20 protein-coding genes are annotated in these 20,239 nt (G+C 39.9%); 13 read left to right on the top strand and 7 right to left on the bottom strand.

All coding sequences use genetic code 11. From position 1 onward, the window contains the following. Positions 1 to 26 precede the first annotated feature (26 nt). The 6 genes from EGS71_RS16200 to EGS71_RS16225 all read right to left on the bottom strand — a co-directional run bounded on the left by EGS71_RS16200 (position 27) and on the right by EGS71_RS16225 (position 6,963). The gene (locus EGS71_RS16200; RefSeq protein WP_000697832.1) at positions 27 to 848 is read right to left on the bottom strand and encodes an SDR family NAD(P)-dependent oxidoreductase; all 822 of its coding nucleotides are present in this window, start codon (positions 846 to 848) and stop codon (positions 27 to 29) included. 251 nt (positions 849 to 1,099) lie between these two features. Next, entirely contained in the window at positions 1,100 to 1,501 is a 402-nt protein-coding gene (gene rsfS, locus EGS71_RS16205; protein WP_001047580.1) for a ribosome silencing factor, read from the bottom strand. Between the two features lie 81 nt (positions 1,502 to 1,582). Then, on the bottom strand, positions 1,583 to 2,377 hold the full coding sequence (locus EGS71_RS16210; protein ID WP_000532984.1) for a hydroxypyruvate isomerase family protein: 795 nt from the start codon (positions 2,375 to 2,377) through the stop codon (positions 1,583 to 1,585). A gap of 16 nt (positions 2,378 to 2,393) precedes the next feature. Further along, positions 2,394 to 3,260: an NAD(P)-dependent oxidoreductase gene (locus EGS71_RS16215; protein WP_001008365.1), complete on the bottom strand. Its 867-nt coding sequence runs from the start codon at positions 3,258 to 3,260 to the stop codon at positions 2,394 to 2,396. A 10-nt stretch (positions 3,261 to 3,270) separates the two neighbouring features. Then, the gene (locus EGS71_RS16220) at positions 3,271 to 4,059 is read right to left on the bottom strand and encodes a crotonase/enoyl-CoA hydratase family protein (RefSeq protein ID WP_001196726.1); all 789 of its coding nucleotides are present in this window, start codon (positions 4,057 to 4,059) and stop codon (positions 3,271 to 3,273) included. A 96-nt stretch (positions 4,060 to 4,155) separates the two neighbouring features. Continuing rightward, entirely contained in the window at positions 4,156 to 6,963 is a 2,808-nt protein-coding gene (locus EGS71_RS16225) for an ATP-binding protein (RefSeq protein WP_000064534.1), read from the bottom strand. 172 nt (positions 6,964 to 7,135) lie between these two features. On the opposite strand from EGS71_RS16225, the gene cysM reads away from it, so the two are divergent. The 4 genes from cysM to EGS71_RS16245 are packed head-to-tail and all read left to right on the top strand — an operon-like array spanning position 7,136 to position 12,629. Then, a complete protein-coding gene (gene cysM, locus EGS71_RS16230; RefSeq protein ID WP_000072604.1) occupies positions 7,136 to 8,050 on the top strand; it encodes a cysteine synthase CysM in 915 nt (304 codons plus the stop codon). A gap of 22 nt (positions 8,051 to 8,072) precedes the next feature. Next, positions 8,073 to 8,891: a 3'-5' exonuclease gene (locus EGS71_RS16235; RefSeq protein WP_001212166.1), complete on the top strand. Its 819-nt coding sequence runs from the start codon at positions 8,073 to 8,075 to the stop codon at positions 8,889 to 8,891. A gap of 9 nt (positions 8,892 to 8,900) precedes the next feature. Next, positions 8,901 to 10,292: a 23S rRNA (uracil(1939)-C(5))-methyltransferase RlmD gene (gene rlmD, locus EGS71_RS16240; protein ID WP_000813068.1), complete on the top strand. Its 1,392-nt coding sequence runs from the start codon at positions 8,901 to 8,903 to the stop codon at positions 10,290 to 10,292. Between the two features lie 30 nt (positions 10,293 to 10,322). Then, positions 10,323 to 12,629: a RelA/SpoT family protein gene (locus tag EGS71_RS16245; protein WP_000259109.1), complete on the top strand. Its 2,307-nt coding sequence runs from the start codon at positions 10,323 to 10,325 to the stop codon at positions 12,627 to 12,629. Positions 12,630 to 12,673: 44 nt separating this feature from the next. Here the strand turns inward: EGS71_RS16245 and EGS71_RS16250 are convergent, their stop codons facing one another. Further along, positions 12,674 to 13,447 carry an SDR family oxidoreductase gene (locus EGS71_RS16250; protein WP_000682841.1) on the bottom strand — a complete coding sequence of 258 codons (774 nt, stop codon included), beginning with the start codon at positions 13,445 to 13,447 and terminating at the stop codon, positions 12,674 to 12,676. Positions 13,448 to 13,558: 111 nt separating this feature from the next. Here EGS71_RS16250 and mazG point away from each other — a divergent pair, with 111 nt between their 5' ends. The 9 genes from mazG (at position 13,559) to yjgA (ending at position 20,197) form a co-directional block, all read left to right on the top strand. Beyond that, complete coding sequence (gene mazG, locus EGS71_RS16255; protein ID WP_000359485.1) at positions 13,559 to 14,365, top strand: nucleoside triphosphate pyrophosphohydrolase; 807 nt, start codon at positions 13,559 to 13,561, stop codon at positions 14,363 to 14,365. Continuing rightward, the gene (locus EGS71_RS16260) at positions 14,334 to 14,744 is read left to right on the top strand and encodes a ComEA family DNA-binding protein (protein ID WP_001200146.1); all 411 of its coding nucleotides are present in this window, start codon (positions 14,334 to 14,336) and stop codon (positions 14,742 to 14,744) included. Before mazG ends, EGS71_RS16260 begins: the two co-directional genes overlap by 32 nt. 124 nt (positions 14,745 to 14,868) lie before the next feature. Next, positions 14,869 to 16,332 (top strand): polynucleotide adenylyltransferase PcnB, encoded by a 1,464-nt coding sequence (gene pcnB / locus EGS71_RS16265; RefSeq protein ID WP_001194201.1) that lies wholly within the window; start codon positions 14,869 to 14,871, stop codon positions 16,330 to 16,332. Then, complete coding sequence (gene folK / locus EGS71_RS16270) at positions 16,329 to 16,811, top strand: 2-amino-4-hydroxy-6-hydroxymethyldihydropteridine diphosphokinase (RefSeq protein WP_000219221.1); 483 nt, start codon at positions 16,329 to 16,331, stop codon at positions 16,809 to 16,811. The genes pcnB and folK overlap by 4 nt, the downstream gene beginning before the upstream one ends. A gap of 45 nt (positions 16,812 to 16,856) precedes the next feature. Then, the gene (panB, locus tag EGS71_RS16275; protein ID WP_000624763.1) at positions 16,857 to 17,666 is read left to right on the top strand and encodes a 3-methyl-2-oxobutanoate hydroxymethyltransferase; all 810 of its coding nucleotides are present in this window, start codon (positions 16,857 to 16,859) and stop codon (positions 17,664 to 17,666) included. Between the two features lie 3 nt (positions 17,667 to 17,669). Further along, a complete protein-coding gene (gene panC, locus EGS71_RS16280) occupies positions 17,670 to 18,518 on the top strand; it encodes a pantoate--beta-alanine ligase (protein ID WP_000846362.1) in 849 nt (282 codons plus the stop codon). A 22-nt stretch (positions 18,519 to 18,540) separates the two neighbouring features. Beyond that, positions 18,541 to 19,392 carry an RNase adapter RapZ gene (gene rapZ / locus EGS71_RS16285; protein WP_000821671.1) on the top strand — a complete coding sequence of 284 codons (852 nt, stop codon included), beginning with the start codon at positions 18,541 to 18,543 and terminating at the stop codon, positions 19,390 to 19,392. After that, complete coding sequence (locus EGS71_RS16290; RefSeq protein ID WP_000567533.1) at positions 19,389 to 19,658, top strand: HPr family phosphocarrier protein; 270 nt, start codon at positions 19,389 to 19,391, stop codon at positions 19,656 to 19,658. Before rapZ ends, EGS71_RS16290 begins: the two co-directional genes overlap by 4 nt. Before the next feature lie 2 nt (positions 19,659 to 19,660). Further along, positions 19,661 to 20,197 carry a ribosome biogenesis factor YjgA gene (yjgA, locus tag EGS71_RS16295; RefSeq protein ID WP_000124014.1) on the top strand — a complete coding sequence of 179 codons (537 nt, stop codon included), beginning with the start codon at positions 19,661 to 19,663 and terminating at the stop codon, positions 20,195 to 20,197. The last annotated feature ends 42 nt before the right edge of the window (positions 20,198 to 20,239 follow it).

Here is a 20,239-nt window from a genome sequence, read left to right on the forward strand (position 1 = left end):
TCGGGTGGTTTTTTATTTTTTGAAGGTTAGAGGAACTTTTCCACTAGAGTCATAGATTGCTGATAGAGGTCGCGTGCTAATTGCTGGTTTTTGGCATGAGAAGATTTCCAGTCAGGCATATGCGCACTGACATATTCACCATTGCGGTTTTGCCATGTGTCGCCAGTCGCCATTTCTGTAATGAGCTTTGCAGGAACCGAGGTTGGAACTAAACCTACTTTCATGGCTGCATAAACTGGTTTTGGTAAATCGCGATAAATATCGGAAGCAACACCACCGGGGTGTAATGCATTATTGGTAATTGAACTATCTGCTAGTTGTTCAGCTAATGCATTGCTGAACAGTAAGTTTGCAAGCTTGGATTGTCCATAATAGAACAGGGGATTGTAAAAACCTTCCGCACGAAATTTATTAGGCTTAATTGAGCCAACCCAGTGAGCAATAGACGCTAGATGAATAATACGTGCTTGAGGAGACTGCTTTAAAACGGGGAGTAGTTTTTGAGTTAATAAAAAGTGACCTAAATAGTTAACGCCAAATTGCTGTTCAAACCCATCTACGGTGAGTTGCTTTGTTTTTGAAAATAGACCGGCATTATTAATAAGTACATCAAGGCTACCATATTTATCTGTAATTTCTTCGGCAGCTTTTTGAGTTAATTCAAGGCTATTTAAGTCAAGAGAAACGACATCGACTTGTCCTTGGTCGAGTGAGCGTAGTTTGTTTTGTGCCTCTAACGCTTTTTGAGAATTTCGGCATGCCAAAATGACATGTTGTCCTTGTTTTACAAGTTGTTCGGCTGTGGCAAAGCCAATTCCTGTATTGGCGCCTGTAATGAGTATCTTCACTTTTTAGTGCTCCGGTTATGCTATTTATTGATGAGACTATAAGAATTGGTATAGTGCTGGAATTCTGACAATTTGTCATGTCAATTTTAAATAAGAGTGATGACTTGCTTGTTAGTGTTATTAAAGTTTTGTTGAGTTAACAGCTTTTCATAGGAAGTGAGAGTAAGGGTGGCTGTTTAAATAATAAAAGTTTGAGTAAGTATATAAACAAAAAGCGGCTCAAAAGAGCCGCTTTTTTTAAAAGCAAAATTTTATGCGACCGACTCTGGAGCAGTACGCCATAAGCTTTCTAAATCATAGAATTTGCGGGCAGTTGGTAGCATCACATGTACTACAACAAAGCCAAGATCGATTAAGATCCATTCGGCATCTCGTTCGCCTTCAACGCCAATCGGGCGGAAACCAGCTTTTCGAGCTTCTTCTGCAACATTGTCAGCAAGTGCTTTGACGTGACGAGTAGAAGTACCACTCGCGATGACAATAGCATCAGCAACATTGCTAATAGAACTAACATCTAACTGTAGAATATCTTTTGCTTTTACATCAACTAAAGCGTCATGGACGACTTTAAGACAAGCTTGTACGTCTTTATTTGAGGTGTTCATTGCGAAATCGTGAGAATTAGACACGCTGGGCGATGGTTCTAAATTCATATAGGGTATATTTTCCTGACAATTACTCACTATCTAATATAGTGGTTTTCACTCAGAATTTCAAACAAAACTAGTAACAGTTTATATATTTACATCATCGGAAAAATATTTCTTTTTCCATGTAAATGACTGATTTGAGCCATTTTTAGGTTTATATTCTGCCGCAATATAGCCCTCATAAGCACTTTGCTTAATCCATGAAAAAATTTGCTCATACGGTATTTGAGCTGTATCGGGTTCATGGCGTCCCGGACAATCTGCAAACTGAATATGGCCAATCTGGTGAATATTTTCTTGTAACCCTTCAAGTACATCTTCACCCATCATTGCCATATGGTAACAGTCATATTGCATTTTTAAGGCAGGGTGATTGACTGCTTCTAGCATTTCTTGGGCTTGGGCAATGTTCTGTACCAAAAAGCGTGGCATATCTGTGCCATTAATCATTTCAAATACAGGTTCAATATCGTGTTCTGTCAGTAAATCACAGGCTAATTTTAAGTTGCTTGCAAGTGTCTTAAGGCAAGGAAGTAAGTCAGAGTCTTGAGGTTGCTTGCCTGCCAAAATGTTAACACGTGGTACTTTTAATGCTGTGGCATAGCGAATTGCTAACTGTAATGCTTCACGAAATGCTGCCTCTTGACCCGGTATACCTGCTAAGCCATTTCCACCTTGCATAAGGTCACCAGCAGGAACGTTAATTAAACATAAATTTAAGTTGTAACGTTCAAGTTGGTCTTGAATATCAGAAATGGCAAGCTCGTATGGGAATTGAATTTCTACATGTTCAAAGCCCTCTGCATGGGCTAATGCAAAGCGTTCAATTAAAGGAACTTCGGTAAAAATCATGGATAAGTTAACGGCAAGACGACCCATACACAAACTCCGTTTATTATTGCTCTACTACTTGAATCATAGTAGCTAAATCTTTCTCAGCAAAGCCATTTTTTTGGTGAGTTTGTAGCTGTAATAGAGCTTTTTGTGCAACGGGGATGTCTAAATTAACATTGTTAGCCAATGTTACTGCGTTGTTAAGGTCTTTCGATAATGTTTGAACTTTCCACTGAACAGGTTCGAAAGTATGAGTCGCCATACGTGGTGCCAGTATTTGAAAAGGTTTTGAGTCGGCAAATCCGCCAGCTAGGGCAGGAGCGAGTAAAGTGGTATCTACGCCCGCCCGATCTGCCAGTGCAACTGCTTCGGCAATCAAGGCGCTGTTTGCTGCCACAATGAGTTGATTGCAAATTTTAGTTGCTTGTCCTGTGCCTGTATCTCCCATTCTTGTGACACGTTGGGAAAGAACATTATAAACAGGACTTAAAGCTTCAATAGTTTGAGCATCGCCACCTGCAAAAATGACTAGCGTGCCTTGTTCTGCCCCAGCTGTACCGCCTGAAACAGGGGAGTCAATCCATATCACATCTTGTGAAGCAGCAGCCTGAGCAAGTGCTTTTGTCGCAGCAACAGAGAGACTTGAGAAGTCGACAATGACCTGACCCGCTTTTAAGTTTGTTTGAATTTGATCAAATACTGCTTGCACAGCTTTATCGTCGGCTAGGCAAGTTAAAATGAGTGGGTACTGTCCGATGTTGGAAAGATCGAGTGCATGTGCGCCAATATCAATAAGTTCTTCACAAGCAGATGCTGTTCGATTCCATACTGCGACCTGAAAGCCGGCTTGTATAAGACGGCTTGCCATACGGCTTCCCATAAGACCTATGCCTAAAAAAGCAATAGGAGTATTACGATCAAAATTCATAATAAAGCTCTTATCTATATTGGCGTGGTAAAAATTTAACTTCCGGATGTTTGTCTTTTTTACGAGCAAGTTTGCTATTTTTACCAAGTAATAATTTAAGTTGCCAGATTTTTTCTAAGCGTAATGATTTTTCTGGTTGATGTTCCATTGCATCTAGTACACGTTTTGCAGCAGTCAATGCATCAGGTGAGCGCTGTAACATTTCCGAAGCGATCGCATTTGCTTTTTCTAATGGGTTCTCACTTAAGTGAGTCACAAGTCCAATATCTTTTGCATAATTTCCATCAAAAACACGGGCAGTTAAAGTCAGCTCTTTTGCAAGGTCAACTCCAATCAAGCCTTTGAGCGAACGGGTAAGTCCCATATCGGGTACTAAGCCCCAGCGGCTTTCCATAATCGACATTTTAGTGTCTGGGTGGGCAATGCGGATATCGGCAGCTAGTGCAAGTTGCATACCTGCCCCAAAACAATAACCTTCAAGAGCGGCAATAACAGGGACGGGCAAATTTTGCCAAATAAGAAAGGCTTTTTGGAAAAGACTTTGTCCTGGTTTAACAAGTTCCCAAATGGCAAATGCAGAGTTCTTAGGATTGTTTAAGTCAGATAAATCAATACCAGCACTAAACACTTGTGCTTCACCCGTCAAAATTACACAGCGGATATCTCGGTCTTTTTGTATAGCTTTAGCCGTTGTTACGAGTTCTTTGAGTAGAGCAAAACTCATAGCGTTACGTTTATCAGGACGGTTTAGATAAACTGTTGCAATGCCATTATTTTTCTCAATACGTAATAGTGCCATGAAATTCCCGCTTATTTTTTTATCGATAAGCGGAGCATAGCATGGCTGGAAATTGGAAACATGACAGGTCAGTCATGCCTATTTAGCAACTATTATTTAATCTGGTATGACTAAAATTTGATGAGCTGCACTCTCAACTTCTTTAATGACGAGACCTAATTCATCGAAACGTCTCATGACTTCTTCAATGAAGCCATCGTCAGCTCTACGGCGTTCTTTGCGTAGCGTAGAAATAAATTGTTCAAAGTCACCTGTCACTTGTTGAAGTTTTGGTGTGCCTACATAGCGTGTAGCACCATAAAGACGGTGTAGTACATGCTCAAGCTGAGGAAAGTCTTCAAGCTCAATGAGTTGTTGCATTTCTTCTAGCTCGGTTGGGAAGCTATCTACCAACATTTTGAGAAGATCTTGAGCTAAATCTTCTTTGTTTGCTGCCAGTTGTAAACTTTGCTGCCAATTTAAAATTTCTGGATCTAATGCTTCTGCAACCACATGATGATCTTTAGCTAGATTTTGCGCAGTAAAGTTGTTTTTCGTCCATTGCGTTAAAATTTGAATGATTTGCTCCATTTGAATTGGTTTGGTGACATAGTCATTCATACCAACTTTAAGAAGCTTTTGCTTTTCATCTGCAAGCGCGTGGGCTGTTAGAGCAATAATTGGAAGTTGCATTTCCCCATCTAAAGTGGATTCTAAAGAGCGGATCGCACGTGTGGTATCAATGCCCGACATAACCGGCATTTGAATGTCCATAAATACCAAATCAAATGGTTTAAGTTTCTGATCAATTCTTTCTTGAATAATATTAAGCGCTTCTTGTCCACTTAAGGCCTTAGTAGTTTTGACATTTAACTCACCTAATAATGCTTCTAAAACAATTAAGTTAGGTAAATGGTCATCAACCGCCAAAATATGTAACCCCTGTCCATTAAAGTCTTGTTGTTCCTCTTCAAAGATAGGTTGGTCACTTAATAATTGAATGAGGCCACTGCGGCTTAATGGTTGATAAAGTGGGCGAGCGCGATATTCGGTGAGCATGTTTGGCTCAAGCGTCATTTGATAGCCGTAAACTGCTAAGTTACCTTGATAGCGGCTACGAATTTCTTTGAGTAGAGCTTCAGTATCACCACTATGATCAACAATGAGCCATGTATTGTCTTTCTGGTCGAGATGTTTTAAGCGGCTAAACAAGTCCAGAATAGATTGAGTTTCAATATGTGGTACTTGATAATTTTCAAGATAGTAGCGTAAAACACTCGCTGTTGCAGGGTGAGCTAAATAAGACACCACTTGTAAATGTTCGAAGTGAGGATGTTCAATCTCATGTTCTTCATCTACAGCAAACTGTGCAGTAAACCAGAATGTTGAACCTTTTTCTGTTGGAGCACGTTCTTGGTTATCTTCAAAGCCAATTTGGCCATGCATGAGATGAACCAATTGTTTAGAAATTGCCAGACCTAAGCCTGTACCACCAAATTGGCGGGTAACAGATGCATCGCCTTGCGAAAACGACTCAAATAATTTTTTACGGTCTGTACCACTTAAACCAATACCACTGTCCTGAACACTAAAATGAAGCAAGCACTGACCGATGTCATCATGTTCCATACGTACACGAACAATAATTTCACCGTCTGGCGTGAACTTGATGGCATTGGAAATCAAATTGGTCAAAATTTGCTTAAAGCGTAAAGCATCACCAATTACCTGTTGAGGAATGTTATCTGCATAATAAAAAGCCATGGCAATATGCTTTTGTGCAGCCAAAGGTGACAACATATCCATGACATCAAATACAGCTTCTTCTAAGTCAAAAGGTGCTGTTTCAAGTTCCAGTTTACCTGCATCAATTTTTGAGAAATCTAATACATCATTAATTAATGCTAATAAATGGGCGGAGGACTTGCGAATAGTTTGTAAATAAAGGTTCTGTTCGTTACTTAAATTTTGTTGGCGAAGTAATAAATGAATAAAGCCATCAATACTATTAAGCGGTGTACGAAGTTCATGACTGATATTGGCAAGAAAAACCGATTTTGCCTGATTAGATGAAATGGCTTGGTCGCGTGCTTGACGGTAAGTAATGTTTTGAACTTCTAAAGTATCTAAAGTTCTGCGTAAGTCTTCTTCTGTTTGCTCGGTATGTTCTTTTAACTCTAAAAAACTAAAGTGTAAGCGTTTCACCACGTTTGCGATATCGCGCTGGAGTAATCTTAACTCACCGGAACTGTTAATCACGATGTGTTGGTCTAAAGTGTCTGCATTGAGACGCTGTAATTGCATACGTATTTCATACATGGGTGCAATCCAGCGGCGAGAATAAAAGTTAAGACAGAGCAAAAGTAATAATAAAGTCATCAGGCCAGTAATGACTAAAGCAATCAAAATGCGATAACGCGCTAATTCAAGTGGTTGATTATCCATTTCAATCAAGAGCCAGACAGGGGGCTTCCCTGCGGTATCAATGATACGGACTCCATAAATATTATTATGGTTATAAGAGATCGGACCAAAAAAGTTATTGTTTTGTGTGAAGTTAGGCCAGTAACGATTATCTCGATAACCGATACTTAAATAAGTCTGACCATTACTATCAATTAAAGCAGCACGCTTTAGATTTTTCTCGCTAAACATACTTTGCATAATATGTTGAGCATGATCATATTCGTCTGGTTGTAGTTCTACTAATGTGTAGAGATCTTTAGCAATTTGATTGTAGCGTGCCAAAATCGCTGAGGCATGATGCAATTGTTGTTGCTTTGCAGAACGTGATGTTTCAGTTAAAACCAGAAAAGCCCCAACACACGTTAAAATCATAATGGGCACAAAAATAAGAGCAATTAATTGCCCATATGCATGATTCAGACGTAAGCGTTTCGATAAGGTTTTATTGAAATTAGACATAGCTACATCAGATTGATCTCTCTGTAGGGCATATTATCACGCTTTATTTTAAAACAGACGGCATTTTATAACTGACTGGGCTTTAATCACTTTCATTAAAAAGCATAGTGAAATGGATGCAGTACCGATCATTTTTTCATACAATAGTGCCACCCCGATTTAGGTGTTGATCATGAGTAATACACAACCTGATTTTTTAGCCGACGAATTTTTGTTAGATCACTATGTAGGTAAAACACCTCTGGTCCGTTTGCAGCGCTTGGCTTGTCATACGCAGGCAACGGTTTTAGCAAAATTGGAAGGTAATAATCCAGCAGGTTCTGTAAAAGATCGTCCTGCATATAACATGATTATGCAGGCTGAAAAGCGTGGTCAAATTAAACCAGGTGATACATTGGTTGAAGCTACCAGTGGTAATACCGGTATTGCTTTAGCTATGGTTGCAGCGATGCGCGGCTATAAAATGAAACTGATTATGCCAGGGAATTCAAGTCAGGAGCGTAAGGACGCCATGCGTGCTTATGGCGCAGAATTGATTGAAGCGCCGAATATGGAAGCTGCACGAGATATGGCTTTGCAAATGCAAGCTGAAGGTCTAGGTTTAGTCCTCAATCAGTTTGGCAATCCAGATAATGTGGAAGCTCATTACCTTACGACTGGTCCTGAAATTTGGAAACAAACAGGTGGAAAGATTACCCATTTTGTAAGTTCAATGGGTACAACCGGTACCATTATGGGTGTTTCTAAGTATTTAAAAGAACAAAATCCAGATATTCAAATTATTGGTTTACAACCTTCTGAAGGTTCAAATATTGCCGGTATTCGCCGTTGGCCACAAGAATATTTACCTACAATTTTCGAACCAAAGCGTGTTGATCAAATTATGGATATTCCGCAAATTGAAGCGGAAAAAACGGCTCGCCGTTTAGCACGTGAGGAAGGAATTAGTGCAGGTACATCTTCTGGCGGGGCGGTATGGGCTTCAGTAAAAATTGCAGAAGAAAATCCAGATGCTGTGATTGTTTGCATTATCTGTGACCGTGGTGATCGCTACTTGTCTACAGGCCTGTTCTCAGTACAGGACTGATGACTCATAATTGAGAGAAAAAATGCGTTTTCCTACTTTAGTTTTTGATATTGAAACTTTAACTGATTTAAAAGCGGGAGCGCATTTATATCATCTTGATTTGCCAGAGGCAGATGTTGAACAGGCACTCACAAAAATCCGTCGCCAAGAATCCGGCATGGATTTTCAGCGTTTGCCTTTACATGAAATCGTTTGTATTTCTGGTTTGTGGATTGATGAATCAGGTTTCAGATTATTTTCTTTTAGTCGGGAACACTATTCGGAAGCTGAAATTTTACAGAAATTTTTATCCATTTTTGATAAGCGTCATCCAACTTTAGTGAGCTGGAATGGTTCGCAATTTGATTTGCCCGTCATTTTGTTCCGTGCCATGTATCATGGTCTTTCGGCACCCGGGTTATTTGATCAAGGCGAGCTTGATAGTCAGAAGCGTTTTAATAATTACCAAAACCGTTATCACCACCGTCATATTGATTTAATGGATGTTATGGCAATGTTTAATGGCCGTAATTTCCAGAAACTCGATGATGTAGCCTGTATTTTAGGTTTACCAGGTAAACGTGGTGAGTCGGGTTATTATGTGCCTGAATATGTACGTACAGAACAATGGTTAAAGTTAACCAGTTATTGTGAAGGTGATGTGCTCAATACATGGTTTATTTATTTGCGTTGGCTATTGCTCAAAGGCCAAATGAATGTAGATGAGCATAACCACTGGATTAGTTCGAGTATTGAGTATTTACAGACTATGCCTCAGCAAGCCGATTTTCTTGAGGTGTGGCAACGTACATCGAAACATACCGAATTTACGTTCCACTATTTTAATCCTTTAAATTTTTAGGTTCATTCTTTGAAACAGCAAGCCAAATCTCGTAAACCTCAACAACCCGAATATATTTTTCAGGTTGAAACTCTTTCTCATGAGGGGCGGGGAATTGCGCATTATGGTTCTCATCCAGACCATCCAGCAGATAAGCATGGTAAAAAAGTGTTTATTCGTTATGCGTTGCCTGGAGAAACAGTAAAAGCCCAAATTACGCATGAGGCTAAGCGGCTTGAAGAAGCTGAAATGGTAGCGCTTTTAGCAGAACCTTCAGCAAATCGTGTAGAGGCAGTTTGTCCTCATTATGGTATTTGCGGGGGGTGTAGCATGCAGCACATCCACCCTGATGAGCAGATCCGTTTAAAGCAAAATGTCCTTCAGTCACACTTGCAACACTTTGCTGGTATTCAGCCTGAACAATGGTTAGAACCAATTCGTTCTTTGCAAAGTGATTATCGCCGTCGTGCTCGAATAGGTGTGCGCTATTTACCAAAACAGGACCGTTTGATTCTAGGTTTCCGTGAGCATCATAGTAATCGTTTAACATCTATCCATACTTGTAGCGTTTTGGATAAAAAGTTATCAGATAGTCTGCCAGAATTGCGTAATTTACTCCAAAGTCTAAAAGGCAAAGCGCATATTGGTCATGTAGAATTAGCAAAAGGTGATCATGAAACATCTTTATTAGTTCGCCATATCGAAAAACTAAACAATGCTGATGTCAACCAATTAAGACAATTTGCGTTACACAAAGGCTGGCAGTTGTATTTGCAACCTAAAGGATCCGAAAGTCTTCGTCGTATTGATGAAGAACAAGGAGCTATGCGATTACATTATGCTTTAAATGCATTTGATGTAAATTTTGCTTTTTCGCCATTGGATTTTACGCAGGTCAATGCCACAGTAAATGAACAAATGGTGCAATTGGCATGTGAATTGCTTCAATTGCAACAGGGTGAAAGAGTACTAGATCTGTTTTGTGGGTTAGGTAATTTTTCGCTTCCACTTGCACGATGTGTTGGTGCAAAGGGTCAGGTTGTAGGTGTGGAAGCAAGTGAAGAAATGGTGCAGCGGGCAACAGATAATGCAAAGCGTAATAATCTGGTGCAAGCAAGCTTCTTTTCACAAGATTTAACAAAAGATTTTTCGCATCATTCTTGGGCAAATCAAGGATTTGATGCATTATTGATTGATCCTCCTCGTGCTGGTGCATATGAAATTATGCAGTATGTACCGAACTTTGGAGCAAAAAGAATCGTTTATGTATCATGTAATCCAGCAACATTAGCAAGGGATGCAGGTGTTTTGGTTCAACATGGTTACCAGTTAAAAAAAGCAGCGGTTATGGACATGTTTACGCACACAGAACATGTTGAATCGATTGCTTTATTTGAGAAAATTCAAGAGATAAACGATTAAAAACATGAGTTACATATCCAGGAGAATGGTATGGTCACAGTACGTGAACAGTTACCTGAACAACTAACTGAGTTGTCAGAGGAAACGACTGTAGAGCATGCCGCCGAAACACAAGTCGGTTTAGCCTCATGGTTGGATCGGGTTCGTGAAATATTAGATGGGGCAGAGCTTAAACAACTCGAAGAGGTTGCGCATTTAACCCTACAAAAAGAGTTAGATTCAACGGTTAATCATCGTTCCAATACATTTGCTACTGGTGTTGGAATGGCTGATATTCTGGCGCATTTACATGTAGATGAAGATACTTTATCTGCTGCAATGCTTTATCGTAGTGTTCGTGAGGACATTACTGATATAGAAGAAGTAAAGCGAAAGTTTGGTGAGCAAGTTTATAACCTTGTCAAAGGTACTTTGGCAATGGGTAAGCTTTCAGAGCTTATTGAAAAAAATAAACGACTAGAAGACCATTTTAATAACAACCAACGGGAACATTTAAGCGGCATTTATAAAATGCTGATTTCAGTGACCGAAGATGTTCGTGTCGTTTTAATTAAGTTAGCTGAACGTACTTACTCTTTACGTGAGTTGGCAAACTCATCACGTGAACGTCAAGAGCGTGTGGCGCGTGAAATTTTAACTATTTATTCGCCATTAGCGCATCGCCTTGGTATTGCACAGCTGAAGTGGGAACTTGAAGACTTAGCGTTTCGTTATTTGGCGCCAGACCGTTATAAAGAGATTGCTTCATTACTCAATGAAAAACGTCTTGAGCGTGAACATTATATCCAGTTCGTGATAGACCGTTTAAAAAGTGAATTGGCGGCGCATGGTATTGAAGCTGAAATTACAGGTCGAGCAAAACACATTTATTCGATTTATCGAAAAATGAAAAGCAAAAACCTAAGTTTCGATCAGCTTTATGATATTCGTGCTTTACGTGTATTGGTGAATAGCGTACCTGAGTGTTATCACTCATTAGGTATTGTTCATCAGATTTGGCGTCATATCCCACATCAGTTCGATGACTATATTACTAACCCGAAAGCCAATGGTTATCGCTCATTACATACTGCTGTTATTGCTGAGAATAAATCTTTAGAGGTACAAATCCGTACTCATGAGATGCATGACGAAGCAGAGTTAGGGGTATGTTCGCACTTTAACTATAAAGAAGGTTCAAAGAATACCGACCACTCTTTTAACCACCGTTTGCATTCGCTTCGTGCTGTTTTGGAACATTATCAAGAACGTAATGAAACAACAGTACATCAAAATGAAGATGAGACGGAAGGTTTTGATCAGCTTCAAGACTTTGAAGGTTTTGAAAAGATTTATGTCTTTAGTCGTGATGGTGATATTAAAGAACTACCACGTGGCTCAACAGTTTTAGACTTTGCTTACCATGTGCATACAGAGGTTGGAAACAAATGTTATGCAGCGCGTGTTAACCAGCGCTATGTACCATTAACCTATACGCTAAAAACAGGTGAGCAGGTTGAGATTTTAACCAAGAAAGATCGTGAGCCTAACCGTGACTGGTTGGTGAACTCTTTAGGTTATATCAAGACAGCTCGTGCCCGTGACAAATTACGTCATTGGTTCAGACAGCAAGACCGTAGTAAGAACCTTGAAGTTGGTCGTGAGTTACTCAACAAAGAATTGTCTCGATTGGCGATTCACCCTAAGAGTATTGATCTCAACGATTACTCGTCACATTTTAATGTGAAAACAGGGGATGATATTTTGGTTAGTCTGGTCAGCGGCGATATTAGTTTGCATGCCCTGATTAATCAGATTAATCGTCAAATGCATCTGGACCAGGATGAGCCTGAACTGGTACTTAAACCAACATTAAACCCACGTGCCAGCCATACTCTGTCTGCGCATGGCATCTTAATTGATGGTTTAGACAATGTTGAGCTACATATTGCGCAGTGTTGCCAACCAGTTCATGGTGAATCAATTGCCGGTTATATCACGTTGAACCGTGGGGTAAGTATTCATAAAGTCTTGTGTTCTGATTATCAACGCATGATCAAGCAAGAGCCAGAACGTGCTGTTGAAGCGGATTGGGAAATGCAGCCAACTCGTGGTCAAAGTGTTCAAATTGTAGTTGAGGCTTATGATCGTCGTGGCTTACTCAAAGACTTAACTCAAGTGATTTTCTCTGACCAGATTAATATTCGTCAGGTGAACACAATTTCTGAGGCAGATGGTATTGCTAATATGAAGTTGCTCATTGAGGTCAAAGGCTTGGCTCAGCTTTCACGTTTGTTAGCTCGTTTAGAGCAACAACCGGGGATTATTAGCGCACGACGCATGATACAAGGTGTTTAACTAAATTGAGAAAAAGGCAGTCAATTGACGGCCTTTTTTATAAGCTACTTTCTTGATAGATAGATATTCGTCAAGCGATTTAAAAACTGGGGACTTATTGTTGAGAGTTGATAAAGCAGTTTGGTTTTTATACCAACTGGAGTGTGAGTCGGTGTCCAGAAATGAGCTTTTTTCTCTACAAGTGAAAGTACCTGTTGAGCAATATCATTAGGCGTTAAATCGACTCCCATGTTTTGAATAGAGCCTGCATCCATATTGTTGACCATTGCGGTTTGTACAAATAAAGGCATCACATCTAAAACACGAATACCGTATTTTTTCCATTCCACATCTAAACCTTCGGTAATTCCTCTCACTGCAAATTTACTGGCCGAATAAGAAATGAGGTCAGCTTGCCCGTAAATTGCAGAAGCTGAAGAGAGATTAATGACTCGTGCAAAAGAAGCTTGCTTTAAATAAGGGAGTGCAGCATGGCAACCATTGATTACGCCGTTTACATTAATATTGATTGTTCTTTGGTGTGACTTGATATCGATATTTTCAAAGGCTCCGGAATATAAAATCCCTGCGTTATTCACCAAAATATTAAGCTCGCCAGCCCAGTCGGTAAATTCTTTTAATATATGTTGCCACTGGCTGTAGTCACTGACATCTAGATACCCTGCGCATGCATTCGGCCCTAATTCCTGCGCTAAATTTTGAGCAAGCGACTCATTAATGTCATAAATGCCGACTTTATAACCCCGCTGATAAAATACCCGTGCAATTTCTGCTCCAATACCTTGAGCTGCGCCACTAATCAGAATGCTATGTTTCATCTTTTTTTCTCTTTATCGTTACAATATGACGAATGATTTGCCGCTTTAATTTTGATCATAGCAAATTAAGATTTTAAAGTTACTGACCAATTTTTTGAACTTGAGGGTTACATGGATAAATTGCTTAAAATTATGCAAGAGCTACGTGAAAAATGTCCGTGGGACCAAGAGCAAACTCCAATGTCACTGACTAAATATGCGATTGAAGAGGCATATGAAGTCGAGGCTGCCATTCGTCAAGGTGACATTAATGAAATTCGGAATGAATTGGGTGATCTGTTATTACAAGTGGTATTTCAATCGCAAATGTTTAGCGAGCAGGGGGCGTTCAATTTTCAAGATGTGGTTGAGGCAATTAGCGAAAAATTAGTACGACGCCATCCGCACGTTTTTCAAGCAGACCAATTTAACAACTTAACACCAGAACAAGTAAGTGAGTTATGGAAACAAATTAAACAACAAGAAAAGCAAGGAAAACCACAATCAAGATTAGATGAAATTAAACATGGACCAGCACTATCTCAGGCGCAGGAAATTCAAAAAAATGTTGCAAAAGTTGGGTTTGATTTTGAAACGGTAGAAGATGCTTATACAAAATTAGAAGAAGAATTAGATGAGTTTAAAGAGGCACTTAAAAATCAAAATAGTGAAGAAATTCAAGATGAATTTGGAGACTGCCTGTTTTCATTAGTCAATGTAGGACGTAAACTTGGCATTTCAAGTGAAAGTTCACTTTTATCAACCATACATAAATTTAGAAGTCGTTTTGCTTTTATTGAAGAGCAAGCCATAAAACAGCAAAGAACATTGGAAGACATGACCTTGTCCGAAATGGATGAATTGTGGAATCAGGCAAAACGACAATTAAAATCAGGGGAAAAACCACATGCAATACAGCATGAGATTTTGGAAAAATAAGTATTTTGTTTTAATAATTTTGTGCTTGGGAGTAATTTCACCTTCGGTTTACGCTCAATCTTTTGACAAAAACTTTCAAGAATGGAAGGCTAAACAGCAGATGTATGACCAAAAGTTAAACATCTCTAAGTTTTCTCATTCTAATGGTTCTAAAATTTCTCAAACTAAAAATTTTAATGACTCTACAGGGCAAATTCATTTGAATCAGGCGAATGTAAATGAGTTTCAGCAGTTAAAAGGTATAGGTGAGAAAAAGGCTCAAGCGATTGTAGAATACAGACAAAAGAACGGTAGCTTTAAAAATATTGACGAAATTAAAAACGTTAAAGGAATTGGACCAGCCATTTTTGAAAAAAATAAATCACGTTTAGCCTTATAAAAGTTCTATTCGTCAATTATCATTTCCTGCGCAATCTAAGAGAATCAAATTGCCCTTTGTGTGTGTTAGAGCTATGATTAGCGACAACTTGTTATTTACGTCCTGACGTAGGAGACAGCGTCTTTTGCAAACCTTGCGAGCGTCAAAATGTGGTTTGTCCACAGCCCAACTTCCTTCTTCGATTTTAGATGTGATCGATAGCCTGACTAAAGCAGGCTATGAAGCTTATATTGTTGGGGGTGGTGTCCGTGATTTAATGCTAGGACTCAATCCTAAAGATTTCGATGCAGTCACCAATGCAACACCTTCTCAAATTAAAGAAGTTTTTGGCCGTCGATGCCGAATTATTGGCCGTCGATTTGAATTGGCACATGTCTATTCAGGACGTGAGCTAATCGAAGTTGCCACTTTCCGTGCTCCTCCTAAAAAAGCGGTGACCAGTGCTTCGGGCATGATTTTACGTGACAACAACTGGGGAACCATCGAACAGGACTTTGCTCGACGCGATTTTTCTATCAATACTCTGTACTACCAGCCGCGTAAGGGTATTGTGCTCGATTTCTGTAAAGCAATTGATGATGTCAAAAGTAAGACTTTACGTTTATTGGGCGATCCTGTGCAACGTTTTGAAGAAGATCCGGTGCGTATGCTTCGGACATTACGTTTTGCAGCTAAACTCAACTTTAAAATTGATCCGGCAATTCTCGACATTTTTGATGTTGAGATGACGCAATTACTTCGTGATGTTTCACCACACCGTTTATACGATGAGTCTCAAAAGCTTTTCACAATGGGGCATTTGGCACGCGTATTACCAATGTTGATTGACTTTGGCGTGTGGAAACAGCTTTTTGCTGATATTCGTCCGGATCTCACTCCATTTATTCAACGTGCAGCAAAAAATACTGATCAACGTATTCAGGTGGGTAAAACGATTAATCCGGCATTTTTCTATGCGGTTTTATTGTGGCAGCCATTTTTAGAGCGTTGTGATTTTTATTTATCAAAAGGCGTTGTTCCGGCCGAAGCACGTGCTCAAGCAGGTTTGGATGTTTTAAAACGTCAAGCAACACGCACAGTTATTCCTCGTTTTGCCGAAACTTTTATTCGTGAAGTTTGGGAAATGCAAACCCGTTTGCTTAATCCAAAACCACAGCAAATTGAAGCATTGGCAAGCCATGCTCGTTTCCGCGCTGGGTTTGACTTCTTATTACTTCGTGAAAAGTCAGGTGATGACACAACACAGGGAATGGGAAGCTGGTGGGAAGCTTACCAAGAAATGTCAAACGACGAAAAAGAAGCTGCGATTAGCCAATATAATCGTCAGAAGGCGAAAAGTCGTCGTAAGGTTGCTGCTGAGCCTGTTGAAAGCAATAAAGTTGATACGGAAATTGAGCCTTTGGTTGATGTTCCAGAGCCTCGAAGCCGTCGTGGTAAAAAAGAGCGTGCACGACAAGAGCAGTCTATTGACCGTTTTATTGAAAAATCTTCCGCAGCACAAACGAATGTGATGAGTGATCATCCAATTTTAAAGCGCAAGCGGGTACAACGTGATTTGAGCCAAGTTATTTTTGGGCCGACACAATGACAGTAACCACATATATTGGCTTAGGAAGTAACCTAGGTGATTCACGCCAGATTCTATCTGAAGCGATAACCAAACTTAAATCTCTTGGTGAAGTGAAAGTATCTAAACTTTACCAAAGTCCCCCTATGGGTCCCCAAGATCAGCCGAATTATCTAAATGCAGTCGCTCAGCTAAAAACCGAATTACTTCCGCTGGACTTACTTGACCAGTTACAGCGTTTTGAGCAGGAAGCTGGGCGGGTGAGACTCCGTCATTGGGGGGAGCGAACTCTAGATCTTGATCTACTAATTTATGGCAATGAAAAAATACAAAATGAGCGCTTAACGGTGCCGCATGTAGGAATATTACAACGAGATTTTGTTGTGATTCCTTTATTAGATTTAGATGCTGGTCTACATATTAATGATCAGCCACTTAAAAATTTAGAACTCATACAGCAGCCAACGCTGACTGTACTTGCTGATGAGTCTTGGGCTTAAAGCCGGACTTATTACGTTCTGCAAACTCCTGTAGAGGATACCATCATGATTAGTCTAAGTGACTTAAGAAAATTTAAAGCCGAAGGACGTAAGTTCTCTTGCCTAACTTGTTACGATGCAAGTATGGCAAAAGCAATGGAACTTGCTGAAATTGATACGATCTTAATTGGTGATTCTCTTGGAATGGCAATTCAGGGGCGTGACTCAACTTTACCTGTAACTGTTGAAGACATGGCCTATCATACAGCGGCAGTCCGTCGCGGTAATCAGCATGCTTTAATTATGACTGACTTACCATTTATGAGTTATGCCACTTTAAACGATGCTTTGCAGAATGCGAAAACAGTTATGCAAGCTGGTGCCCAAATGATCAAAATCGAAGGTGGTGCATGGCTAAGTGAAACTGTCCAAGTGTTAACACGTAATGGTGTGCCTGTATGTGTACATTTAGGTTTAACCCCGCAGTCTGTACATGTATTTGGTGGCTACAAGTTACAAGCTAGAACGCGCGAAGCAGCCGATCAGCTTATTGCCGATTGTACAGCGGTGGTTGAAGCGGGCGCGGCAGTTTTATTACTTGAATGCGTTCCGGCACAATTAGGTCAAGAAATTGCCGAATTGTTCCCAAATACTCCTGTGATCGGTATTGGGGCAGGTAATGCGACTGATGGCCAGGTATTGGTTGTACAAGACATGTTAGGTCTAACGTTTGGTCGAGTTGCGCGTTTTGTACGTAACTTTATGAAAGAACAATCTGGTGAAACAGCGATTTTAGATGCTTTTAAAGCTTTTCATGCTGCTGTACAAGATCAGTCGTTCCCAGCTAAAGAACACACTTTCCAAGTTGAGCTGTAATTCATGAAAACAGAAACCACTATACAAGGCTTAGCTGCTTCTTTAAATCCTGCTAGAGCTGCACGTAAAATCATTGGTTTTGTCCCAACGATGGGAAATCTACATGAAGGCCACCTCACTCTTGTTCGTGAAGCGAAAAAGTTATGTGATGTTGTGGTTGTGAGTATCTTCGTGAACCCAACACAGTTTGGTCCGGGTGAAGATTTTGATAATTATCCGCGTACGTTAGAGCAGGATAGTCGTTTACTTGCAGATGTTGGCTGTGACATTATTTTTGCACCATCAGTTGAACAAATGTACGGTACACAACCTCGCTTAACTAACATTAGCGTCAGTCAAATTACGGATGATTTATGTGGAAGCTCACGTCCGGGGCATTTTGATGGCGTGGCACTGGTTGTCACCAAACTCTTTAATATTGTGCAACCGAATTATGCTTTCTTTGGTCAAAAAGACTACCAGCAATTAGCAGTGATTCGCCAGTTTGTACAGGATTTGAATATTCCGTTAGAAGTTATTGGCGTACCAATTGTTCGTGCAGAAGACGGTTTGGCACTGAGTTCAAGAAATGGTTACTTGACTCCTGAACAGCGTCAGGTTGCACCAGTCATTTATCAAGGTTTAAAACAAGCCGAAGAGCAATTACACCAAGGTAAAGATTTACAACAAGTCTTGGCAGATTTGAAAACACTGTTGACAGACAATGGTTTTGTTGTGGATTATGTGGAGGCTCGTCAACCTAATTTGTTAGCTGCTTCTCAATTTGATCGTGATATTGTGTTGTTTGTCGCGGCAAAATTAGGTGGAACGCGCTTAATTGATAATCTACAAGTTGCCTTTACACCTCAATAATATATAAAAGGACAGCCATGCCATGAAGCGTATACTTATCGTGACAGGACAGTCTGGTTCAGGAAAATCTTCAGCTCTTCAAGTATTAGAAGATTTGGGCTACTACTGTATTGATAATTTACCTTTGGCATTGCTGCCTGAAATTGTGGCAAAGCTAGATCATGAAAATAATCTTGAGCAGCTTGCTTTAGGGGTGGATGTACGAAGTACTCGGGCAGATATGCAAGAGTTCGACCATGTTTTTGAGCAATTACAAAAACATGGTACGGTTGATGTGATTTATCTGACGACACAAGATCAAGATTTGATTGCACGATTTAGTGCTTCACGTCGTCCACATCCGTTAGCAAATCGTTTCAAAAGCCTTTTACAGTGTATTCATGAAGAAAAGCAGTTGCTGATTCCAATTCAGTTTCGTGCCACTGTTCACATTGATACCACAGATAAAAGTGTTCACGATTTAAAACATATCTTGCTATCAAAACTAGGACAGTCAGATAATCTGATTGTTATATTGCAGTCATTTGGTTATAAACATGGCATTCCTTTAGATGCCGACTATGTTTTTGACGTACGGCATTTACCAAATCCGCATTGGGATTTAGAATTACGCCGCTTTTCTGGTTTAGACGAGCCAGTTAAACAATTTTTAGAAGCAAGTCCACAAGCAAATGAAATGTTTGAGGACATTCTCCACTTCTTAAAAAAATGGCTGCCGGCATTTGCTGAAGGGCATCGTCACTATATGACGATTTCAATAGGTTGCACAGGCGGCCAGCATCGTTCAGTTTATATGGTAGATAGACTAAAACAAGCACTTGAGGCAGAATGGTCTGTTCAGGTCTTACACAGAGAAATGAAGCACTGGTCATGATAGACACAACTGTTGATGTAATTAATAAACTCGGTTTACATGCACGTGCATCAGGAAAACTGATAGAGGTCACTACAAAGTTTCGTTCGTCAATTCAAATTGGTAAGGGCGATCATTTAGTAGATGCAAAGAATATTATGTCGTTACTGATGTTAGGTGCAGGTAAAGGGACTACTTTACGTTTAGTCATTGATGGCACTGACGAAGAACAGGCATTAAATGAAGTACAGGCGTTATTCGCCGCAAAATTTTATGAGGCAGATTAATCGTGGCACGTCGTCCCAAGCGTTATACTGAAGAAGATTTTGATTCTTTAGAAGGACGTGCAAGTAAAACCGAACAGAAAAAAGCAGTTCAACGTATGGCTGCTTTAGGTGAGCAGTTAGCACAACTTTCTATCAAACAAATTCAAAAACTTCCTGTTGATGAGCGTTTAATTGATGCTCTTTTGGAAGTTCAGAATATTAGTTCATTCGAAGCGCGCCGTCGTCAGTTTCAGCGTGTTGGTAAACTCTTGCGCAATGAAGATGAGACAGTCATTTTATCTTATTTAACTCCTCAGCAAGGCGCGAAAAAACAAGCTCAACTCATGCGTTGGGTAGATCGTATGATCGAGCAGGGCGACCCTGCAATCAATGAATTTAGCAAAATCTATAATGCATCCGAGCGACATACTTTACGTCAGCATGTGTTAAGAATTAATCGTGATAAAACCCAGCAAGTTGCAGAAGCAGATCTTGAAGCAACTAAAATGAAATTTATTAACTATGTACAACAGGTTGCTCTATTGTCAGATCAAGGTTAATACAGTTTTAAATAAAAAGCGGCGTTAGATACGCCGCTTTTT

It is taken from the genome of Acinetobacter sp. FDAARGOS_559 (assembly GCF_003940475.1).
GTDB classification, from domain to species: domain Bacteria; phylum Pseudomonadota; class Gammaproteobacteria; order Pseudomonadales; family Moraxellaceae; genus Acinetobacter; species Acinetobacter baumannii.

Excerpts from the sequence above, each read along its gene's own strand:
- rsfS (WP_001047580.1), bottom strand. The coding sequence starts at position 1,501 with ATGAATTTAGAACCATCGCCCAGCGTGTCTAATTCTCACGATTTCGCA.
- EGS71_RS16210 (WP_000532984.1), bottom strand. The coding sequence starts at position 2,377 with ATGGGTCGTCTTGCCGTTAACTTATCCATGATTTTTACCGAAGTTCCT.
- EGS71_RS16215 (WP_001008365.1), bottom strand. The coding sequence starts at position 3,260 with ATGAATTTTGATCGTAATACTCCTATTGCTTTTTTAGGCATAGGTCTT.
- EGS71_RS16220 (WP_001196726.1), bottom strand. The coding sequence starts at position 4,059 with ATGGCACTATTACGTATTGAGAAAAATAATGGCATTGCAACAGTTTAT.
- EGS71_RS16225 (WP_000064534.1), bottom strand. The coding sequence starts at position 6,963 with ATGTCTAATTTCAATAAAACCTTATCGAAACGCTTACGTCTGAATCAT.
- cysM (WP_000072604.1), top strand. The coding sequence starts at position 7,136 with ATGAGTAATACACAACCTGATTTTTTAGCCGACGAATTTTTGTTAGAT.
- EGS71_RS16235 (WP_001212166.1), top strand. The coding sequence starts at position 8,073 with ATGCGTTTTCCTACTTTAGTTTTTGATATTGAAACTTTAACTGATTTA.
- EGS71_RS16245 (WP_000259109.1), top strand. The coding sequence starts at position 10,323 with ATGGTCACAGTACGTGAACAGTTACCTGAACAACTAACTGAGTTGTCA.
- EGS71_RS16250 (WP_000682841.1), bottom strand. The coding sequence starts at position 13,447 with ATGAAACATAGCATTCTGATTAGTGGCGCAGCTCAAGGTATTGGAGCA.
- mazG (WP_000359485.1), top strand. The coding sequence starts at position 13,559 with ATGGATAAATTGCTTAAAATTATGCAAGAGCTACGTGAAAAATGTCCG.
- EGS71_RS16260 (WP_001200146.1), top strand. The coding sequence starts at position 14,334 with ATGCAATACAGCATGAGATTTTGGAAAAATAAGTATTTTGTTTTAATA.
- folK (WP_000219221.1), top strand. The coding sequence starts at position 16,329 with ATGACAGTAACCACATATATTGGCTTAGGAAGTAACCTAGGTGATTCA.
- panB (WP_000624763.1), top strand. The coding sequence starts at position 16,857 with ATGATTAGTCTAAGTGACTTAAGAAAATTTAAAGCCGAAGGACGTAAG.
- panC (WP_000846362.1), top strand. The coding sequence starts at position 17,670 with ATGAAAACAGAAACCACTATACAAGGCTTAGCTGCTTCTTTAAATCCT.
- rapZ (WP_000821671.1), top strand. The coding sequence starts at position 18,541 with ATGAAGCGTATACTTATCGTGACAGGACAGTCTGGTTCAGGAAAATCT.
- EGS71_RS16290 (WP_000567533.1), top strand. The coding sequence starts at position 19,389 with ATGATAGACACAACTGTTGATGTAATTAATAAACTCGGTTTACATGCA.